Genomic DNA, 20,696 nt, shown 5'->3' with positions numbered 1-20,696 from the left:
AGTACTTTTGCCCATGTTGAATATTTAAGTGTGGTAACTCAAATATCAACAACAAAGGGGTAGCTATAAACTACCCCTTAACTTTTCCAAAAATATTTTACCGGACAACAGTGAACTTGTTTCGGCATCCTACATGTCCATTCAACTGGTGAGATCCCGCAAATAAATTATGGATGACTCGTTGTTTATTAGATGTAGGCTATTGTACCGCCTTATAATCCTTATGCAAAATTAAAAAGCTTGCGCGTTCTTCTTTATGTAGGGGAACGTCCCAATTACCTTGGTAAGTGATCTTGACAGGTAGCAGCTCGCCGTTAAAACGATTGAGTTCGATATTCATTTGCACATCGAAATCAAACAGCATATTGCTGTATTTCATATCGACATATCGGCCCAGTACCTGAAAGTCGCGCGCATCAAAAATCGTGGTCATTTCCTTGATCATGGTGTCATCATCGGCAGTGCTGGGCTTACGGATCACTTTAAAACGATATACCGGAATGCTGTCGACATAGGTGCCGCGTGCAAACTCGTAATTGTAAAATTGTCGCAGATCCGGCCCGAAGATTTCTGTTTTGCTGCTGATAAAAGGAATGCCACTTATTTTACGGCCCGGTGTAAATATCAGGGCTTTAAGCTTTGCCTTGTAGCCGGCGTTTTTGCCTTTCGGGTTGATAGGGGAGCCGCCCGTGGCAAATTCGGAGTTGTAAGCATTCATAAAAATGTAATCGAACATCTCTATGGTATAAAGCTCATACTTGCCATTCTTTTTATAAACCGCGCCGCTGTCCTGTTTGGCAGGGTAGGTCACTTTGTTTTTCCCCTGCTCCCGATCGTGCAATATTTTGCGGTAAACGCGGCCGTTGATGCGGTTCTTTTTATCGTAAGTAAAAATGCGGTTCTCGGCTGTAAAAGCGTAGCGTTTCATGTTTTGGAACGCTTTGTAAAAGCTGGTATCTGCAAGTACGGCATCAATAAAGTCCTGCGCGTTAAGCTTATGCGAGCGAATGTTTGCCACCGGCGTATCGATAACAATGGTACGCACCGTATCCGGGTTAAAGCGCGGTATCTGCTGGGCTTTTAAGCTGAAAGCTGAAATAATAACGCAGAAAGCAAGGAGTGTTTTTTTGAGCATGCTATATATGGTTTTACAACCACGTCATCCTGAACTTGTTTCAGGATCTCATAAGCTGATTAGTTAAGATGGTAGTTGCAAGTGTCGCATTTACATATGAGATGCCGAACTAAATTCGGCATGACTGCTTTTGTTTAATGTCCCCCTAAATTAATTCCCTAATTGCTTAACCGCCAAATAAGCCATTAGTCCAGTGCTTATTTTAAACGCATCCTCTTCTACATCAAAGGTTGGTGTGTGTACAGATGATGTGATACCACGGGCCTCGTTACGCGTACCCAGGCGGTAAAAGCAGCTATCGGCCACTTGCGAGTAGTAGGCAAAGTCCTCTGCAGCCATCCATATATCAAGATCAACTACATTTTCCTTACCCAGGTAATCTTCCGCATGTCCGCGGGTGGCAGCGGTAAGTACTTCCTCGTTTATCAAAAACGGGTAGCCGTGCATAATATTAAAATCGCAGCTGCCGCCCATGCTTTCGGCAATGCCCTCAGCCATCTTCTTCATCTTGATGTGGGCCTCTTTGCGCCAGTGCTCATCCAAGGTACGGAAGGTGCCTTCAAGGTAAACCTCATTGGGGATTACATTGGTAGCACCGTTGGCTATCACTTTACCAAATGACAGTACCGATGGGCTTTTAGGATCGGCAAAGCGGCTCACTACCTGTTGTAAGGCAGTTAAAATATGCGCGGTAATGATAACCGGATCAATATTTTGTTGTGGTTGGGCACCGTGGCCGCCTTTACCTTTTACAGTAACATAAAGCTCATCTGTCGACGCCATGTATTTACCCGCGCGGAAGCCTACTTTGCCTGCCTCAATAAGCGGCATAACATGCTGGCCAATAACAGCAGCAGGTTTAGGGTTTTCCAAAACGCCTTCTTTTATCATAAGGCTTGCCCCGCCAGGCAATTTCTCTTCCGCCGGTTGAAATATCAGTTTCACCGTACCACCAAATTCGCTTTTTAGCTCAGTAAGTATTTTGGCGGTGCCTAATAATGATGATGTATGCGCGTCGTGCCCGCAAGCGTGCATCACACCCTCATTGGTTGATTTATAGTCGACATTGTTGGCCTCAAATATGGGTAAGGCATCCATATCGGCACGCAGGGCTACAACACCGTCGCCGGGTTTATCGCCCTTAATTAAGGCAACCAAGCCGGTATCGGCCATTTTTTTGTATTCGATACCCAATTCATCCAGCTTACCGGCAACAAATGCTGATGTTGCTACCTCGTGAAAACTCAACTCGGGGTTGGCATGTAAATGCCTGCGATTGGCTACCACTTCGTTAAAAATATCTGCGGATAGCTGCTGGATTTTTTCTTTAATCATTACTGATAACCGTTTTGGGTGGATTGATCTTTTCTGAAACGAGAAAAGTTATCGGGAAGTATGCTTTAAGCTGTTCGCGCATGCGCTCGGCTTCAATGCGTGTTCTGAAATCGCCTGCGCGTACCTTAAAGTTTGGTTCGCGGTAAACTATATAAGTGCGTATGTCCGGAAATTCGCGGTTACACTTTGCCTGCGCGTTATAAGCTGCCGTGCGTTTGCTACCGCTAAAAATTTGGATGCGATAGCCGTATGAAGATGTATACCCGCCTGTAGATGATTGCTTTTTACCTGTAACCAAGGCTCCGCGGCGCGCCAGCAACGAATCAAATAAAGGCGGCGCAACAACCTGAACCTTGCCTCGCGTTTGGGCAAAACTACTTTTGACGCCAAGTAACAGTACAAACAAAAAGCAGAATTTGATTAAGGCGGGTTTGGCTTTACTATCAAATACTGCTTTCTTCATTTGTTATTTTTTGTATTAAGCGCAATTGCGAGGTATAAAGCCGTAACCTTTGGGAAGATTGCTTCGTACCTCGCAATGATGCGGATATTATTTATTAGTTATGCCTTTGCCTGATGGCATATTTTTTAGCCCTCTCCTTCAGGAGAGGGTTGGGGTGAGGCTCTTTATTAATTCTGACCTACGCCGTGGCAGTTCTTGAACTTTTTACCGCTACCGCAAGGGCAAGGATCGTTACGACCAATGCGTTGCTCAACCTTTACGGGGGTAGGTTTTTGCATTTCCTGGGTATCATCCATCTGTACGCCGCCCTCGCTAACGAGTTCCGGTTTGGTCGTACGCATATTCTTCAGGTCCATTTTAGGCTCAGGCCTTGCTTCTTGTACCTGCTCTGGTGCCTGCTGAACCGGGATGCCACCACGGAACAGGAAGCTAACCAATTCTTTATTTACATTGGCAAGCATCTGGCGGAACAATTCAAACGCCTCGAACTTGTAAACCAATAGCGGGTCCTTTTGTTCGTAAACGGCGTTTTGAACGCTTTGCTTCAACTCATCCATTTCCCGCAGGTGTTCTTTCCATGCATCGTCGATCAGGTAAAGCGTCACGTTTTTCTCGAACGATTTAAACACTTCGAGGCCGTGGTTTTCAACCGCTTTCTTCAATGGTACGGCGACCTGTATGCCATGCACACCATCAGAGAACGGAACAACAATGTTTTCTACATACTGTCCACGGGTCTCGTAAACGTCTTTTAAAACCGGGAAGGCCTGTTGTGCAACCGCTTCAGATTTACGCTTGTAAAACTCAGCTACTTCGCCGAATACTTTATCAACCAGTTTGTTTAAAGATGTGCTGCCAAATTCGCTCTCGGAGATCTGTGTATCTACAGAGAAGATACGGATAATCTCCATCTGGAAACCTTCGTAGTTGTTTGATTCTTTGTATTCAGTTACGATATCTTCAACCACATCAAAGAAGGTATTGTTCAAATCAACATCTAAACGATCACCAAACAATGCATTTTTACGTTTAGCATAGATAACGGTACGCTGCGAGTTCATCACGTCATCGTATTCCAATAAGCGTTTACGTATACCGAAGTTGTTCTCTTCAACTTTTTTCTGCGCACGCTCAATAGATTTCGAGATCATTGAGTGCTGGATAACCTCCCCATCTTCGATACCCATACGTACCATCAGGTTGGAGATACGCTCCGAGCCGAATAAACGCATCAGGTTATCTTCTAACGACACGAAGAACTGTGACGAACCCGGGTCGCCTTGGCGCCCTGCACGACCACGCAACTGCCTGTCTACACGGCGAGATTCGTGGCGCTCGGTACCTACAATGGCCAAACCGCCTGCTTCCTTAACACCTGCACCCAGCTTAATGTCGGTACCACGACCGGCCATGTTGGTTGCAATGGTAACAGTACCTGCCTGACCAGCTTCGGCCACAATGTCGGCCTCTTTCTGATGCATTTTAGCATTTAGTACGTTATGTTTAATGCCGCGCAGCTTAAGCATACGGCTCAATAATTCAGATATCTCTACAGATGTTGTACCCACCAATACCGGGCGGCCTGCCTGCGTAAGTTTTACAATTTCTTCGGCAACAGCATTGTATTTTTCACGTACTGTACGGTAAACAAAATCCTGCCTGTCATCACGGCTGATAGGGGTGTTGGTTGGTATCTCTACCACATCCAGCTTGTATATTTCCCAAAACTCGCCAGCCTCTGTCACTGCAGTACCCGTCATACCGCAAAGTTTGTGGTACATCCTGAAGTAGTTTTGCAGCGTAATGGTTGCAAAAGTTTGGGTAGCATCCTCAACTTTAACGTTCTCTTTAGCTTCAATAGCCTGGTGCAAACCATCAGAGTAACGGCGGCCATCCAATACACGGCCCGTTTGCTCGTCAACTATCTTAACCTTGCCTTCATCAAGGATATATTCGGTATCCTTTTCAAAAAGGGTATACGCCTTTAGTAACTGATTTACCGAGTGGATACGCTCAGACTTGATAGAGAAATCGCGCATTAACTCATCTTTGTGTGCTACTTTTTCTTCGGCAGTTAATCCTGATTTTTCAATTTCAGAAATTTCTGTACCTACATCAGGCATCACAAAAAAGTTAGGATCTTCTCCGGCTGTTGTAATCAGCTCAATACCTTTTTCAGACAAGTCAACCGAGTTATTCTTCTCGTCGATCACGAAGAAAAGTTCAGCATCAACCTTAGGCATTTCTTTACCCTGGTCCTGCATGTAATAATTTTCGGCTTTTTGCAAAACAGTACGGTTTGCACCTTCGCTCAAAAACTTAATTAAAGCTTTGTTTTTTGGCAATGCGCGGTGTGCACGTAATAAAGCTAAACCACCTTCGTCAACACCGGTTTTACCTTCGTTGATTGCCTTTTTAGCCTCGTTAAGTGCAGTATTCGCATAACTTTTTTGCGCGTTAACCAAACGCTCGATACGCGGTTTTAATTCATAAAACTCATGCTGATCGCCACGAGGTATAGGGCCGGATATAATTAACGGTGTACGGGCATCATCAATTAACACGGAGTCAACCTCATCCACCATTGCAAAGTGCAATTTGCGTTGCACCAGCTCTTCGGGGCTGCGCGTCATGTTGTCACGCAGGTAATCAAAGCCAAATTCGTTATTGGTACCAAAGGTAATATCGGCCATGTAAGCCGCGCGGCGCTGCTCGGAGTTTGGCTCATGTTTATCAATACAATCAACAGATAAACCATGGAACTCATATAACGGGCCCATCCACTCGCTATCGCGGCGTGCCAGGTAATCATTCACGGTTACAATGTGTACACCCTGGCCGGCAATTGCGTTAAGGTAGGCGGGCAGCGTAGCCACCAACGTTTTACCCTCGCCCGTTGCCATCTCAGATATTTTACCCTGGTGCAATACAATACCACCTATCAGCTGTACATCGTAATGTACCATGTTCCAAGTAACTTCATTGCCGGCAGCTATCCAGGTATTGTGGTGTATAGCCTTATCGCCTTTAATAATTACGTTGTTTTTGCGGGCGGCTAACTGGCGGTCGAAATCTGTTGCGGTAACCTCAATGGTTTTGTTGCCAGAAAAACGGCGGGCTGTTTCTTTAACAACCGCAAAAGCCTCGGGCAATATATTTTTTAAGATCTCTTCAAGCTCTTTGTTACGATCTTTTTCCAGCTTATCCAGTTGGGTAAACAAATCAACCTTCACGTTAACGTCCATATCCGGCTCGTTATCGGTACGGTCTTTTATGGCTTGTATTTCGCTATCGATGCCAGAAAGGCCCTGTGCAATGGTTTCTTTAAATTGTATGGTTTTGCCTCTTAGCTCGTCATTGCTTATTTGGTCAAGCTTGGCAAACTCGGCTTTTATCTTCTCAACTATAGGCTGTATGCTTTTTACATCCCGGTCTGACTTGCTTCCAAAAAGCTTACTGAAAAAATCTAACATAATATTTTTATATGATGCACCAAACTCAACAATTAAGCCAATGCAATTTTAAAGTCATTTTGACAGGCAAAGGTACGGTTTTGCGTGTAAAGCTGAAAGTTAAACGCCAAAGCTTCTTTTGCATTATTAGTATTTACAGCATAGTAAGTAACCTTACGCCTAAATGACATGCAAAAAAAATACCCGCCGAATGATAGCTCTGCGGGTATTAATAAATTTGAACTCCGGGCAGCTTATCTCCAGGCTTTGTATTGATTGATCAAGCCGTTGGTTGACGAGTCGTGTGACGTAACCTCTGCATCATCCTTCAATTCTGGTAATATTTTTCCTGCCAGCTGTTTGCCAAGCTCTACACCCCATTGGTCAAAGCTGTAAATATTCCAGATAATGCCTTGTACAAATATCTTATGCTCATACATGGCAATTAAACTACCCAGGCTGCGCGGGGTAATTTTTTTAACCAGTATAGAGTTTGTAGGGCGGTTGCCTTCAAAGACTTTAAATGGTGCAATGGCTTTAATTTCTTCTTCTGTTTTACCGGCTTTCTTTAGCTCATCAATGACCACATCTTCCGTTTTGCCATTCATCAGGGCTTCTGTTTGGGCAAAAAAGTTTGAGAGCAGCATTTTGTGATGCTCGCCAAGCGGATTATGCGATTGCGCAGGAGCAATAAAATCACAAGGGATCAACTTGGTTCCCTGATGTATCAACTGGTAAAAAGCATGCTGACCATTGGTGCCCGGCTCACCCCAAATAACAGGCCCTGTTTGGTAATCTACATGCTTACCGTTACGGTCAACATGTTTGCCGTTGCTTTCCATATCGCCCTGTTGAAAGTATGCTGCAAAGCGATGCATATATTGGTCGTAAGGTAAAATGGCTTGTGTTTCGGCTTCAAAAAAGTTATTGTGCCAAATACCAATTAGCGCCAAAATAGCCGGGATATTCTCTTCAAATTCGGTATTTTTAAAATGCTCGTCCATTGCATGGGCACCTGCAAGCAATTCGGTAAAGTTTTCAAAACCTATGCTTAGCGAAATGGAAAGGCCTATGGCACTCCACAACGAGTAGCGGCCGCCGACCCAATCCCAAAACTCGAACATATTAGCGGTGTCAATCCCAAACTCGGCCACGCCCTTACTATTTGTAGATAGCGCCGCAAAGTGTTTGGCAACATCTTCATCCTTGCCGCCACCGTTTATAAACCAGTTGCGGGCGCTGTGCGCGTTAGCCATTGTTTCCTGGGTGGTGAAAGTTTTAGAGGCCACCAGGAACAAAGTAGTTTCCGGGTTAAGGATTTTCAAGGTTTCGGCCATGTGTGTGCCATCCACGTTCGAAACAAAGTGAAGGCTAAGGTGATTTTTATAAGCCTTTAACGCTTCGGTAACCATTACCGGGCCCAGGTCCGAGCCGCCGATGCCGATATTTACAACATCAGTAATGGCTTTGCCGGTATAACCTTTCCACTCGCCCGATATTACTTTATCGCTAAAGTTTTTCATGTGGGCAAGTACGCGGTTAACGTCAGGCATCACGTCTTGTCCGTCAACCAGTACAGGTTGATTGCTGCGGTTACGCAGGGCAACGTGAAGTACCGGGCGGCCTTCGGTAGCATTGATCTTTTCTCCGGAAAACATGGCATCAATTGCCTCATTTAAACCACACTCGCGGGCAAGCTGAATAAGCAGGGCAAGGGTTTCATCATCTATACGGTTTTTAGAATAATCAACAAGGATATCTTCAAATTGCAACGAAAATTTCTCAAATCGCTGGCTATCAGCATCAAATAAATCCTTGAGGTTTTTGGTAACTATATCAAGGTAATGATCTGTTAAATACTTGTATGACTGGGTGCTGGTGAAATCGGTAGTTGGCAGCATAGTTGTGTTGTTTTAAACAAATGTAATAAGTTAACCTGCGGACACAATTTTTGTTAACGAAAATTTACGTAAGGGTGTGTATATGACACGTGGTTAACAGTATTTGATTGATTATCGCTTCATTGTAAAATTGTGAATTGCCGGCATTTATAAGGCTAAACTTATCCGGCATTGGAAATACATTTGTTTAGAACTTAAAATATTGTTTCACTAGTGGCTTCGGCCGAATTAATAGGAATTGTGATGTTTGGAAAACTGTTTTTACTGGTAAAAGATAACGCCAATGCAGTATTGAGAAGTGCTGCAATAGAAGCGAAGGACAAAGATGCTGTTATTAATGATGCATCAAGCTCAATCATTGACGTATTGCGGGCACACGTAGATGGCGGCAAGATCAAAGAGCTGATTAACTATTTTCAATTCTCGGGTATGTTTGATAATCCACTGATTACACGAGCGATAAATAGCTTTGCCAATAAGCTAAATAACTTTTACAATGTTGAGCCGAAGCAAGCCCACCAACTATCGAGCGAGTTGATTGCCCCGGTAATGCAGGAATTGATAAGGCAATCTAAAGAAGACAACAATAATAATGAGTTTAGCCTAAGGCTGTTGCTGAGCAATCTTAGCGATAATGTTAAAGATATGGGCTCACTATTAAACCAATTACGCATAGCTTAATTAAGCTGTTTTTAAAGGGGCTGCAGGACTTGTTCTGTAGCCCCTTTTGCATTTTATAACAATGGTATGGCAGCAACAGGCACCCGCCTAATAGATCAAAAAACTTATATTTGCCGTTATGACTAAAGAGAATATCCAGGATTTAAGGGACAGAGTAACGTCCCTGAGGAGGCATCTTTGACATCGATAACAAACTCGATGCAATGCAAAAGGAGCAGGATATAACCATCGGCCCTAATTTTTGGGATCATCCAAAGGAAGCCGAAAAGGTGCTTGCTTCTATCAAGACAAAAAAAGTGTGGACCGATGCTTTTCAAAAAGTAGTGTCGGTTGTTGAAGATACAGGCGTATTGCTGGAGTTTTTCCAGGCAGGCGATGCTACCGAAAAGGAAATGCAGGAGCAGTATAATCTGGCTGTAACCGCGGTTGAGGGGCTGGAGTTTAAAAATATGCTGAGCGCCGAGGAAGACCAGTTAAATGCGGTGCTGCAAATTACCGCGGGTGCTGGTGGTACCGAAAGCTGCGATTGGGCTGCCATGCTGATGCGCATGTACATTATGTGGGGCGAAAAAAATGGCTACAAAGTTACCGAACAGGATTTCCAGGAAGGTGACGTAGCCGGTATAAAAACCGTTACCCTGCAATTTGAGGGTGAATTTGCTTATGGCTACTTAAAAGGCGAAAATGGTGTACACCGTTTGGTGCGTGTTTCGCCGTTTGACAGTAACGCCAAGCGCCATACGTCATTTGCCTCTGTATATGTTTATCCGTTGGTAGATGATACCATCGAAATTGAGATAAACCCTGCAGATATAGAATTTGAAACCTTCCGCTCTGGCGGTGCTGGCGGGCAAAACGTAAACAAGGTGGAAACAGCTGTACGTTTATACCACAAACCTTCGGGTATTATTATCAAGAACCAGGAGTCGCGCTCGCAATTACAGAATAAGGATAACGCCATGCGTTTACTTAAATCACAATTGTATGAGATAGAAATGCGCAAGCGCCAGGAAACCACCAACGCTATCGAGGGTAATAAAAAGAAGATAGAGTGGGGTAGCCAGATCCGGAACTATGTATTGCATCCTTATAAATTAGTGAAAGATTTACGTACCGATCATGAAACATCAAACGCGCAGGCGGTGCTTGACGGCGATATAGATGATTTCCTGAAAGCTTACTTAATGGAGTTTGGCGGAAGTAAGTAAATCTTCCTTGTCAATCTGAGGAACGAAGAATCTATTGGCAACTTTGCATACATGCCATTAGATGCTTCACTATGTTCAGCATGACAGAACGCTGAAAAGAATGCCGGTAACAAAAGTCAACGGCATTCTCTTTTTTAGCTATACGCCTATATATCTTTTCGCCGTGTAAATTGTAACTTGCCGCTACCATTTATATAGCCATGAAAAAAGCCCTTAATGCCTTTGCACTAATGCTGATAACAAGCTTTGCCTTTGCGCAACAAAAGCCTATGCCTTTGTACACTAACGGCGTGCCTAATTCAAAACCAACGCCGGCAACTTATCAGGAAAAAATTAACGACACTTATTGGATAAACAAGGTAAGTGCGCCAACGCTCACAGCGTTTTTGCCCGATAAAAAAATTGCAAACGGTACCGCTGTTATAATATGCCCGGGTGGTGGGTATACCGGGCTGGCTTCGGCGCATGAGGGTTTCCAGGTAGCGCAGGAGTTTGCCAAAATTGGCGTTGCTGCATTTGTACTTAAATACCGTTTGCCGAGCGACAGTATTATGGTTGATAAAACTATAGGTCCGTTACAGGATGCACAACGCGCAGTGCAAATAGTGCGTGAGAGCGCCGCAAACTGGGGCATTAAGCCCGACAGGATAGGCATAATGGGATTTTCGGCAGGTGGACACCTTGCCGCCACAGAGGGAACTCATTTTAACAGCGTACTGATAGATAACCCTAAGGGCACCAGTGTACGGCCGGATTTTATGATGCTAATTTACCCTGTAATCAGCTTTGGGCCGATGACACATCAGGGCTCAAAAGATAACCTGATAGGTAAAACCCCAACGCAGGAAATGGTTGATCTATATTCGAACGAAAAGCAGGTTACCCCCAATACGCCGCCTACGTTTTTAATACACGCAGAAGATGATACCGTTGTGCCTGTACAAAACAGTTTAATGATGTATGAGGCCTTGCTTGCCAATAAGGTAAAAACCGAAATGCACCTTTACCCTGCAGGCGGCCACGGTTTCGGGATGAAAAATCCGACAACTAAGGCGTCCTGGTTCGATTCGCTCAAAACGTGGATGGATGCTAACGGATGGTTGAGTAAGTAGTATTCTTGTTCAAGTGGCCAATTACCAATTAAGTGAGATGCCGATATGCTTGCCATGACTTTGTTATTTGTGTCATGCTGGATTGATTCAGCATAACATCAGGCAAGTGTTACATCTGCAAGATATTGACTTGCAATACATTAATTCTCCTGCTCTCCCGGCTCAAATATGCCCAACAACTCATTCAGTTCGTCAACCTTTTCTGATGATCCTAAATGCTCGTAAGCGCTGATCAGGTTGCGCAACACGCGTTTAATGATGTCAGCATTTGAGCAGGGCTCGTAAAACTGCTTATCGAACTTTAAATTAAGTTGCTTTAAAAACATATCCACGTCCCTGCGGCCGAAGATAAAACCCTTGTTAAACGCATTGATGTAAAAAAGTACGCCGCCCTCAAACTCAGTTTCGCGGCTTTCATCAAGATAGGCCAGTATGAAGTGCTGCGGCAGATTTACGCCAAAAACAGGCACATCCAGTTTTTGCGCAATAATAGAATATATGATAGCTAAGGAAATCTGGTTTCCCTTTTTACTTTCCAGTACCTGGCTTATATAGCTGTTTTGCGGGTCGCGATGGTTGCTGGTATTGCCGCTAAAACCATGTATGCTATAAAAAACGTGATTTATTAATTTCACCTGCTCAACGGGGCTGGCCTCGTTCATCATCTGCAACCATATGTCGCGTTTTATGGCCTCAATCTGGTTTATAACCTTCTGCTCGTCAAGATCTGGATACTGGTATCGATTAACAATCAAAATGCCTTGCAGCAAATCAAATGCACCGCTTTGGTACCAAAGCTTTAAATCGTTCTTAAGTGTGCCAAATTGAATTTCGTGTACAAGGTTGGCTATACGTTCCTGCTGTATGGGATCGAAAGCTTCTTCAAAAGCCGACTCCAGGTAGTGAATAGCCTCGGGGCCATATGATAAAAGCTTTTCGTGCACATGGCTAAATATCTCACTGTCCGGGTCGTCCAGCAATTTTATGAGGGAATTTACTTCTGTTGGATTTATCATGTTATACTAAAATACTAAACGTTTTAATACTTTTACAGCGATGTTAAATTTAACGCTTGCCAAGGATTTTCTGTTTCACAGGTTCACGTCAAAAAACCGTCATGGTTTACACTCGCCCTTTGTTTACCGCCTGGTTGATGAAGTTATATACGATAAAAGCGATAAACCTGCTTATGCGCCCGTAGAAGCCGAGCGCGGCAAGTTACTTGGTGACGACAGAACCATTACCGTGACCGACTTGGGTGCAGGTTCGCATGTTAACAATAACAAACAAAAAAAGGTAAGCCAGATAACGGTAAACGCGCTTAAACCGCCAAAGCTGGCCAAATTGCTTTACAGGCTTGCTGCATTTGCCAAACCTAATAATATTATTGAGCTGGGCACCTGCCTGGGCATTACAACGCTGTATTTACAAAACGCAGCGCCTGCCGCAAAAGTATATACGCTTGAAGGATGCCCCGCAACTGCGGGAGTAGCCGGCGAAGTTTTTGACCGTGCAGGGGCAAATGGTATAAAGCAGGTTGTCGGTAATTTTGATGATACCCTGCCGGGTGTTATTAGTGAATTAGATCAGCTGGACTTTGTATATATCGACGGTAATCACCAACGCGATGCAACTTTAAAATACTTTGAATGGTGCCTGCCAAAGGTGCATGAAAACACCATGCTGATCTTTGATGATATTTACTGGAGCGACGGCATGAAACAAGCCTGGGAACAGATAAAAGCCCATCCGCAGGTAACTGTAACTGTCGACCTGTTTTGGATAGGCCTTGTATTTTTCAAAACCGGGCAGGTTAAAGAGCATTTTAAGATAAGGGTGTAGGTAAATATGGAGATATGCTCGTAAAAAAATCTAACGATAGGTTTCTTACAGCCTTTGTAATTATTGCTTGCATATGTTTGGTGGGAATTTTTTGTTATGTAGCTATATATTTTGTTGTAGGCATAAGTGATACTTTTCCGCCAATTCGAGTTTACAATTGTTCAGGAAGGGTAAGTGAGTTTGAAGCAGGGATAGATAAAATATCCAAGACCGAAAAAAATATAACTTATAAAATTACAGATACAGTTGGTTCCAAGGATAATGGTTTTGCAATGCATATGACCATTATTATTACAAGCGCTAAGCGTTCTATAGAATACAATATTAAATATGAGAGTAATGACACTCAAACTAAATTGGCTCTCATAATGGCAAATGACTGGGCAAGTAAGCTTGGCGGATATGGAATAAAAGCAGATGGGATGTATGAATTGCTATCAGTTTTCGAAAAAAAGATTATTTATGGCCTTATAAAACAAGGTTTTGTTATAAATCAAGATGAGTCCTAAGATCCTGCACATTTATAATCTGCACATCTATTAAAACGCTTCTCCCAATCCTACGTAAAAACCGCTTTGCCTGCTTTCGCCGGGGCGCTGCTGGCCAACGCCGTAATCAGCACGGATGCTGAGGCCCTTCTCAATGTCGAAGAAATAGCGCATGCCGCCACCATAGTTTGGTTTTAATTGCACGAAGCTAAACGAGTCTTTAAAAACCTCGCCTGTGCCAACAAACCCTACAATGCCAATCCGGTCGCTAAGGCGGTAGCGTAGTTCTGTTTGGGCCACCAACAGGTTACGGTCGCGGAAACGGCCATTGTAATATCCGCGCATAATTTCATCATTACCCATGGCAGGTAAAAAATAAAACGGCGACTGGCTGCCGGTAAGATTCTGGCTTTGCGCGTTTACGCCCAACACCAATCGTTTGGCCAGGCTAAAGAACTGGGCATACTCAATATCAAAAAAGCCACCGTTGTAGCTGCTGTTGCGCCCAATACCCTTTAGCGCCTGGAAGGATGCGTTAAATATTAATCCCTTGGTGGTGTAGGTGTTGTTGTTCCGGTTATCAAAAATAAAGCTTGGCCCAAGGTAGATGGTTGTGCCGCCAATCCGGCCTTCAATTGAAGGGTCGGTTTCGTAAATGCCGTCGGTTACTTTATCATCAAAAGCGTAGTGGAAGCCGCCTGCAACAAAGCCCACGTAAATATTGCTGCCAATGCGCTTTTCGCCGGTTAGCGTAAGGCGCAGCCGCTTTTGGCCAAGACGGTCGGCATCAGCTTTGTTTGTGTTGTTTCCTATCCCATAAAAATCAAACGGAAAGTTTATGTAATTGATGCCCGCCGTTATATGATACTTGTTTTGCGGTGTCCAGTAATTGGTGCTTAGGTTAAGCCTGTTCTGGCCTTTGGTTGTAATGGTACCGTATGCAAATATGTTTGATACACGCTGCCCCGGTGTAAGCGTATCAGTATAAAACGAATAAAGACCCGAACCACCTATTTCCAAACCGGTTTCCGGTGCCGAACTTAAAACGGGCAGCAAGGCAAAGCTTGCGTGTTTGCTGCTGTCTTTCTCGAACAGCATTTTACGTACAAACTTGGGTATCCAGCGCTGGGCGCTTGCAGGTTCAATAAGGGCGCAAATAAGTAATAGTACAAATATCTTTTTCATGAGTGCAGCAATGCGGGCAAAGGTAAATGTTAACCCCTTGTTTTGCCGAATTTTGAATTTAAAATTTGGATGTGCCTAAAATGCCTACTTTTGCAAAATAATTACAGCATAAAAAATGAGTACAGAAAGAGGCCCTATATCTCAGTTTATCGAGAAAAACTACCTGCACTTTAACGCCGCTGCGTTAATGGATGCAGCAAAAGGTTACGAAACCCACTTAACCGAAGGTGGTAAAATGATGGTTACGCTTGCCGGTGCCATGAGCACTGCCGAGCTGGGCATATCACTTGCCGAAATGATACGTCAGGGTAAAATTGATATTATATCATGTACAGGTGCCAACCTGGAAGAGGATATCATGAACCTTGTAGCACACTCGCACTACAAACGCGTACCTAACTACCGTGATCTAAGTCCGCAGGATGAGTGGGATTTGTTGGAGAACCACTACAACCGCGTAACTGATACGTGTATCCCTGAAGAAGAGGCTTTTCGCCGTTTACAAAAACATATCCACAAAATATGGAAAGATGCTGATGATGCAGGCGAGCGTTATTTTCCGCACGAGTACATGTACAAGATATTGCTAAGCGGCGAGTTGGAGCAATACTACGAGATAGACCCAAAAAATTCATGGATGCTGGCCGCTGCCGAGCGCAACCTGCCAATTGTGGTACCGGGATGGGAAGACTCAACCATGGGTAACATTTTTGCTTCATACGTTATCAAAAACCACATTAAAGCCACCACCATGAAAAGCGGTATTGAGTACATGGCATGGCTGGCCGACTGGTACGTAAAAAATTCGGAAGGTAAAGGGATTGGTTTCTTCCAGATAGGTGGCGGTATTGCCGGCGATTTCCCTATCTGTGTGGTGCCGATGCTATACCAGGATATGGAGATGGAAAACATTCCCTTCTGGAGCTATTTCTGCCAGATATCTGACTCGACCACGTCATACGGTTCATACTCGGGCGCGGTTCCAAACGAGAAAATTACATGGGGCAAGCTTGATGTAAACACCCCCAAATTTATTGTAGAAAGCGATGCTACCATTGTGGCACCACTGATATTTGCCTGGTTGCTTAAGCAATAACGGTAATTGTGATACTATGAAACGCCCGCTCACGAATGTTTGCGGGCGTTTTTATTGAATAGTCACATTTGTCTATCCGGAAGTAAAGAGTTTTCCACAATCGGCGCTATTGAGTTGAATATTAAAACAATAATTTACCTTTGAAAACTATCTCACAAAAGAGGCGTTTTTAAAAAGACTCACCCATGGTACCTAATGCCATTTTATAGCTGAAAAAAGCAAATTTCTAAACAATTTAGAACGATTATAAATTAGAGTTTCGTGTCACTAATTTGTCAGCGATACTGTAATAAATTATACTTTTGTGCCTGAAAAAGTGGCTACAGCCTACACGTATGTGTATGTTTAACACATTTAAAATACAAAATTATTTAGCATAAATACACTTTATGAGAAATATCTCATTGATTCTTAAACGATTTACAAGGTCGGTTTTACTGGTTGCAGGCTTAGCTTCTCTGGGTATAAATGCCCATGCAGAAGGTGATCCGGCGAAAGGCGAAGCCATTTTCAAAGCCAAGTGTACAGCGTGTCACAAAATTGACACCCGTATGGTTGGCCCTGCCTTAGGCCCGCAGATTACTGAAGAAACAGACGATGCTTATCTGACCAAATGGATCCAGAACAACCAGGCATTGATCGCTGCCAAAAATCCAAAGGCATTAAAAATCTATAACGAGTACAACCAGGCTGGTATGACCGTGTTTGCAGAGCTTAGCGATGCAGATGTGGCCAACGTTATTACCTACGCCCGTACCGAGTGGAAAAAACTCCAGGAGGAAAAAACCAAAGGTGGCGGCGCTAATGGCGGCGGTGCAGCAGCAGAAGATAAAGGCCCAAGCAGCCTTGTTATCTGGGGCTTGTTAGGCGTTATCGTTATTGCTTTCATCGTTATACTGGTTTTAAACAAGGTAATTGCAACGCTTGAGCGTTTGTTGCTGCGCAGCAAAGGTTTATTGGTTGACGAAGAAGAGGAAACTGCCGACGAGAAAGCATCAGTTGATCGTTTAGCTACTGTTAAAAAACTAGCCAAAAACAAAAAGCTTGTTTTCTTCGTGGTGCTTTGCGGTACCATTGCAATGGGCAGCTGGAGCTGGGTTACCATGTGGAACACCAACGTTCACAGCGGTTACCAGCCTGTACAGCCAATTAAGTACTCACACAAATTGCACGCAGGTGTAATGAAGCTGGAGTGCCAGTATTGCCATAGCGGTGCGTTTAAATCTAAAAACGCTTCAATTCCGTCATTAAACGTTTGTATGAACTGCCACAAAGCTGTTAAAACTGAGTCGCCTGAGATTCAGAAAATATACAATGCTTTGGGTTACGATCCGCAAACTCAAAAATATGATAGCACTAAAGCTAAGCCAATGCAGTGGGTGCGTGTGCACAACCTGCCGGATCTGGCTTACTTTAACCACTCACAACACGTAACTGTTGCCAAACTGGAGTGCCAGAAATGTCACGGTCAGGTTCAGGAAATGCAGGAAGTATACCAATACTCACCGCTTACCATGAAATGGTGTATACAGTGCCACCGCCGCACCGAAGTTAACGCTAAAGGTAACGCTTACTATGATCAGGTACTTGCAGCGCATGACAAGATCAAAAAAGGTGAAAAAGTTACTGCAGCAGTATTGGGCGGTATTGAGTGCGCCAAGTGCCATTATTAATAACTATTTAAAACGTAGCATTACAGTTTATATAACGTAAATGGATAGCAATAAAAAATACTGGAAAGGTTTAGAAGAGCTAAACAAAACGCCAGAATTTGTTGAGAAGAATAAACACGAATTTGCCGAGCCAATACCTATCGAAGAAGTATTGAGCGGTGGTGGCTTGTCAGCAAAAACTCCTCGCCGCGACTTTTTAAAGGCCCTTGGCTTTGGTGTAGGTGCTGTTACTTTAGCAGCCTGCCAAAAAGTGCCTGTACACAAATCAATACCATACTTAATTAAGCCTGAGGAGATCACTCCGGGTGTGGCCAACTACTACTCATCTACTTACGAGGGTAGCGCTATTTTGGTTAAAACCCGCGAAGGTCGTCCTATTAAGGTTGAAGGTAACCCTAATGATCTTTTATCACGTGGTGGTTTAAGTGCATCAGCTCAGGCTTCAGTGCTTGACCTGTATGACAATGGCCGCACCAAAGATCCTGTACTTAACGGCAGCGATGCTGGCTGGGCCGAAGTGGATAGCTTTGTTAAAGGCCAACTGGCATCAGTTGCAGCGGCAGGCAAAAAAATCCGCATCATCAGCTCAACCGTACACAGCCCGTCAACACAAGCTGTAATTGCTGATTTCATTACAAAATATCCTACTGCAAAGCATACCAATTATGATGCAGTATCATATACAGGTATCATCAAAGCCAATCAAAACAGCTTTGGTAAAGCCGTATTACCACACTACAACTTTGATAAAGCCGATGTAATTGTAAGCTTCGGTGCAGATTTCCTTGGTACATGGATCTCTGGCGAGGAATTTACCCGCCAGTATGTATCAAACAGGAACTCGGCATCGCTTGAGGCTAAAAAGATGTCGCGCCACATTCAGTTTGAAACTGGTATGAGCTTAACCGGTACCAATGCCGATGCCCGTATCGCCATCAAACCGTCTGACGAAGGTTTAGCTATCATCAACCTTTACAATGCTATCTCTGGTACTACATTACCGGGCTCTAAAAAACTGTCGAACGCTAATGCTGATAAAGCGGTGATGCTGGCAGCAAAGGAGTTGGTTGCTGCTAAAGGCCGTGCGTTAGTAGTAGCAGGCAGCAATGATGTTGCTACACAAGTGCTGGTTAACGCTATCAACTCTTTATTGGGTAGCTACGGTACTACAATTGATCTTGATAATCCATCTCGTCAGTATGCCGGTAATGATGCCGAACTGGTTGAGTTTATAGCCGAAGCCAAACGCGGCGAAGTTGGTGCAGTATTGTTTTTAGATGCTAACCCGGCTTATGATTTCTACAAAGCTGCTGAGTTTAAAGAAGCTGTTAAGAAAGTTGCCTTGCGTGTATCATTCAGCGATCATGCTGATGAAACAGCTGATTTGTGTAATGTTGTTGCACCAAACCACCACTACCTTGAGTCGTGGGGTGATGATAGCGCTGTAGAAGGTTACTACACCATATTACAGCCAACCATTAACCCGGTTTACAATACCCGCCAGGCAGAGCAAAGCTTATTGATCTGGAGCGACAACGCGGTTAAAGATTACTACACATACGTTAGAAATAACTGGAACACCAATTTATTGGCAAAAGGCGGCTTAGCCGGCCAGCCGGGTTGGGAAACCTTGTTACAGGCAGGCTTTATTAAAGCGGCACCGGTAGCAGCTGGTACCTACACTTTCAGCCTTGATCTTGCAGGTGTAACCCAAACAATAATTACTCACAGCAACCAGCTTGCTGAAGGTGGTAAAGTACAATTGCAGGTTTACCAAAGCGTTGCAATGCGCGATGGTAAAAAGGCAAATAACCCGTGGTTACAGGAGTTGCCGGATCCGGTATCTAAAGTTACCTGGGACAACTTCGCAGCTATGTCGCCATCTGATGTTAAAAAGATGGGCCTGGACGAGTTTGGTGTTGTTAAAATAACTGCAAACGGTTACACCGTTGAGTTACCGGTATTATCACAGCCAGGCCAGGCGCAAGGCACCGTATCGGTAGCTGTTGGTTATGGCCGCACAATGGCTGGTTTAGTTGGTAACAACGTTGGTAAAAATGCATATCCTTTCTACAGCTTCCGTAACGGTACTTTCCAAACTACTGCTGCTGCAAGTGTTGAGAAAACAGGCGATATATTCCCGCTTTCACAAACGCAAACGCACCACTCATACGAGGGTCGCAGCGTAATACAGGAAGTAACCTTAAAAGAATACCTGAAAGACCCTGAAAAAGCAGCCGGTCATGAAGGTGAGCACGAGAAATACGACCTTTGGGAAGCTACAAATAATGATGCAGTGCATGCACGCCCTGTTTATGACTGGGTTATGGCTATCGACCTTAATGCTTGTACCGGTTGCGGTGCCTGCGTGGTAGCTTGTAATGCAGAAAACAATATTCCGGTTGTAGGTAAGGAAGAAGTAGGCCGTCGTCGCGAGATGCACTGGATCCGTATCGACCGTTACTACAGCTTTGCCCAGAACGGTAAGGCCGAAGCTGACGAGAAAACTGGTATGGTAACCAAAGAAAAGGAGATAGCTGAGCTTGAAAACTTTGATAACGTTACCGTAGTACACCAGCCAATGCTTTGCCAGCATTGCGACCACGCCCCTTGCGAAACTGTTTGCCCGGTATTGGCAACGGTACACTCAAGCGAAGGCTTAAACCAGATGGCATACAACCGTTGCGTTGGTACACGTTACTGCGCAAACAACTGTCCTTACAAAGTGCGTCGCTTTAACTGGTTCAACTACTGGAATGATTCACGTTTTGATAACTACCTGAACAACGAACATACTCAACTGGTATTAAACCCTGATGTAACCACACGTTTCCGTGGTGTTATGGAAAAATGCTCTATGTGCGTTCAGCGTATACAGGCCGGTAAATTAAAAGCTAAAATAGAAAAACGTCCGCTTGCTGACGGTGAAGTTAAAATGGCCTGCCAGCAAACCTGCTCTGCAAACGCTATCATATTCGGTAACAGGAACGATCCTAACTCTGAAGTTTCAAAAGCATTGAAGAGCGAAAGAACTTACTACGTATTGGAAGAACTGAACGTACAACCAGGTATCGGTTACCAAACTAAAGTAAGGAACACAAACGAAACTGAATTACAGGCTTAAT

The 20,696-nt window shown here is 44.1% G+C and carries 15 protein-coding genes; 8 read left to right on the top strand and 7 right to left on the bottom strand.

Annotated elements, in window-relative coordinates; translation table 11 throughout:
• Positions 1-199 precede the first annotated feature (199 nt).
• From FPZ43_RS15525 to pgi, 5 genes are all read right to left on the bottom strand, one after another.
• Positions 200-1,135, bottom strand: a complete 936-nt coding sequence (locus tag FPZ43_RS15525; protein WP_146382840.1) for a hypothetical protein — start codon at positions 1,133-1,135, stop codon at positions 200-202.
• A gap of 150 nt (positions 1,136-1,285) precedes the next feature.
• Positions 1,286-2,470 carry a M20 metallopeptidase family protein gene (locus FPZ43_RS15520; RefSeq protein WP_146382839.1) on the bottom strand — a complete coding sequence of 395 codons (1,185 nt, stop codon included), beginning with the start codon at positions 2,468-2,470 and terminating at the stop codon, positions 1,286-1,288.
• Positions 2,463-2,933 (bottom strand): SPOR domain-containing protein, encoded by a 471-nt coding sequence (locus FPZ43_RS15515; RefSeq protein ID WP_146382838.1) that lies wholly within the window; start codon positions 2,931-2,933, stop codon positions 2,463-2,465. Before FPZ43_RS15515 ends, FPZ43_RS15520 begins: the two co-directional genes overlap by 8 nt.
• Positions 2,934-3,100: 167 nt before the next feature.
• Positions 3,101-6,406, bottom strand: coding sequence for a preprotein translocase subunit SecA (secA, locus tag FPZ43_RS15510; RefSeq protein ID WP_146382837.1), 3,306 nt, complete (start codon positions 6,404-6,406; stop codon positions 3,101-3,103).
• A 233-nt stretch (positions 6,407-6,639) separates the two neighbouring features.
• The gene (gene pgi, locus FPZ43_RS15505; RefSeq protein WP_146382836.1) at positions 6,640-8,286 is read right to left on the bottom strand and encodes a glucose-6-phosphate isomerase; all 1,647 of its coding nucleotides are present in this window, start codon (positions 8,284-8,286) and stop codon (positions 6,640-6,642) included.
• Between the two features lie 243 nt (positions 8,287-8,529).
• Here pgi and FPZ43_RS15500 point away from each other — a divergent pair, with 243 nt between their 5' ends.
• The 3 genes from FPZ43_RS15500 to FPZ43_RS15490 all read left to right on the top strand — a co-directional run bounded on the left by FPZ43_RS15500 (position 8,530) and on the right by FPZ43_RS15490 (position 11,287).
• Positions 8,530-8,967 (top strand): hypothetical protein, encoded by a 438-nt coding sequence (locus FPZ43_RS15500; RefSeq protein ID WP_146382835.1) that lies wholly within the window; start codon positions 8,530-8,532, stop codon positions 8,965-8,967.
• A 118-nt stretch (positions 8,968-9,085) separates the two neighbouring features.
• Positions 9,086-10,175, top strand: a protein-coding gene (gene prfB, locus FPZ43_RS15495) for a peptide chain release factor 2 (RefSeq protein WP_146382834.1) whose coding sequence is annotated in 2 segments (ribosomal slippage) — positions 9,086-9,145 and positions 9,147-10,175 — 1,089 coding nt in all. Because the reading frame shifts where the segments join, the coding sequence is not laid out codon by codon here.
• Between the two features lie 200 nt (positions 10,176-10,375).
• On the top strand, positions 10,376-11,287 hold the full coding sequence (locus FPZ43_RS15490; protein ID WP_146382833.1) for an alpha/beta hydrolase: 912 nt from the start codon (positions 10,376-10,378) through the stop codon (positions 11,285-11,287).
• Positions 11,288-11,427: 140 nt separating this feature from the next.
• On the opposite strand, the gene FPZ43_RS15485 is transcribed toward FPZ43_RS15490, so the two are convergent.
• Positions 11,428-12,303, bottom strand: a complete 876-nt coding sequence (locus tag FPZ43_RS15485) for a transglutaminase-like domain-containing protein (RefSeq protein WP_146382832.1) — start codon at positions 12,301-12,303, stop codon at positions 11,428-11,430.
• A 40-nt stretch (positions 12,304-12,343) separates the two neighbouring features.
• On the opposite strand from FPZ43_RS15485, the gene FPZ43_RS15480 reads away from it, so the two are divergent.
• Complete coding sequence (locus FPZ43_RS15480; protein WP_146382831.1) at positions 12,344-13,129, top strand: O-methyltransferase; 786 nt, start codon at positions 12,344-12,346, stop codon at positions 13,127-13,129.
• Positions 13,130-13,143: 14 nt separating this feature from the next.
• Complete coding sequence (locus tag FPZ43_RS15475) at positions 13,144-13,638, top strand: hypothetical protein (RefSeq protein ID WP_146382830.1); 495 nt, start codon at positions 13,144-13,146, stop codon at positions 13,636-13,638.
• A 30-nt stretch (positions 13,639-13,668) separates the two neighbouring features.
• Here the strand turns inward: FPZ43_RS15475 and FPZ43_RS15470 are convergent, their stop codons facing one another.
• Positions 13,669-14,802, bottom strand: a complete 1,134-nt coding sequence (locus FPZ43_RS15470) for a BamA/TamA family outer membrane protein (RefSeq protein ID WP_146382829.1) — start codon at positions 14,800-14,802, stop codon at positions 13,669-13,671.
• 115 nt (positions 14,803-14,917) lie between these two features.
• Here FPZ43_RS15470 and FPZ43_RS15465 point away from each other — a divergent pair, with 115 nt between their 5' ends.
• The 3 genes from FPZ43_RS15465 to FPZ43_RS15455 all read left to right on the top strand — a co-directional run bounded on the left by FPZ43_RS15465 (position 14,918) and on the right by FPZ43_RS15455 (position 20,695).
• Complete coding sequence (locus FPZ43_RS15465) at positions 14,918-15,898, top strand: deoxyhypusine synthase family protein (protein ID WP_146382828.1); 981 nt, start codon at positions 14,918-14,920, stop codon at positions 15,896-15,898.
• A gap of 389 nt (positions 15,899-16,287) precedes the next feature.
• Complete coding sequence (locus FPZ43_RS15460) at positions 16,288-17,571, top strand: cytochrome c3 family protein (protein WP_146382827.1); 1,284 nt, start codon at positions 16,288-16,290, stop codon at positions 17,569-17,571.
• 40 nt (positions 17,572-17,611) lie between these two features.
• Positions 17,612-20,695 carry a TAT-variant-translocated molybdopterin oxidoreductase gene (locus FPZ43_RS15455; protein ID WP_146382826.1) on the top strand — a complete coding sequence of 1,028 codons (3,084 nt, stop codon included), beginning with the start codon at positions 17,612-17,614 and terminating at the stop codon, positions 20,693-20,695.
• The last annotated feature ends 1 nt before the right edge of the window (position 20,696 follow it).

It is taken from the genome of Mucilaginibacter pallidiroseus, from assembly GCF_007846085.1.
GTDB lineage: Bacteria > Bacteroidota > Bacteroidia > Sphingobacteriales > Sphingobacteriaceae > Mucilaginibacter > Mucilaginibacter pallidiroseus.
The sequence above is the reverse complement of the archived record's forward strand: the minus strand, read 5'-3'. Positions and strand labels throughout refer to the sequence as shown.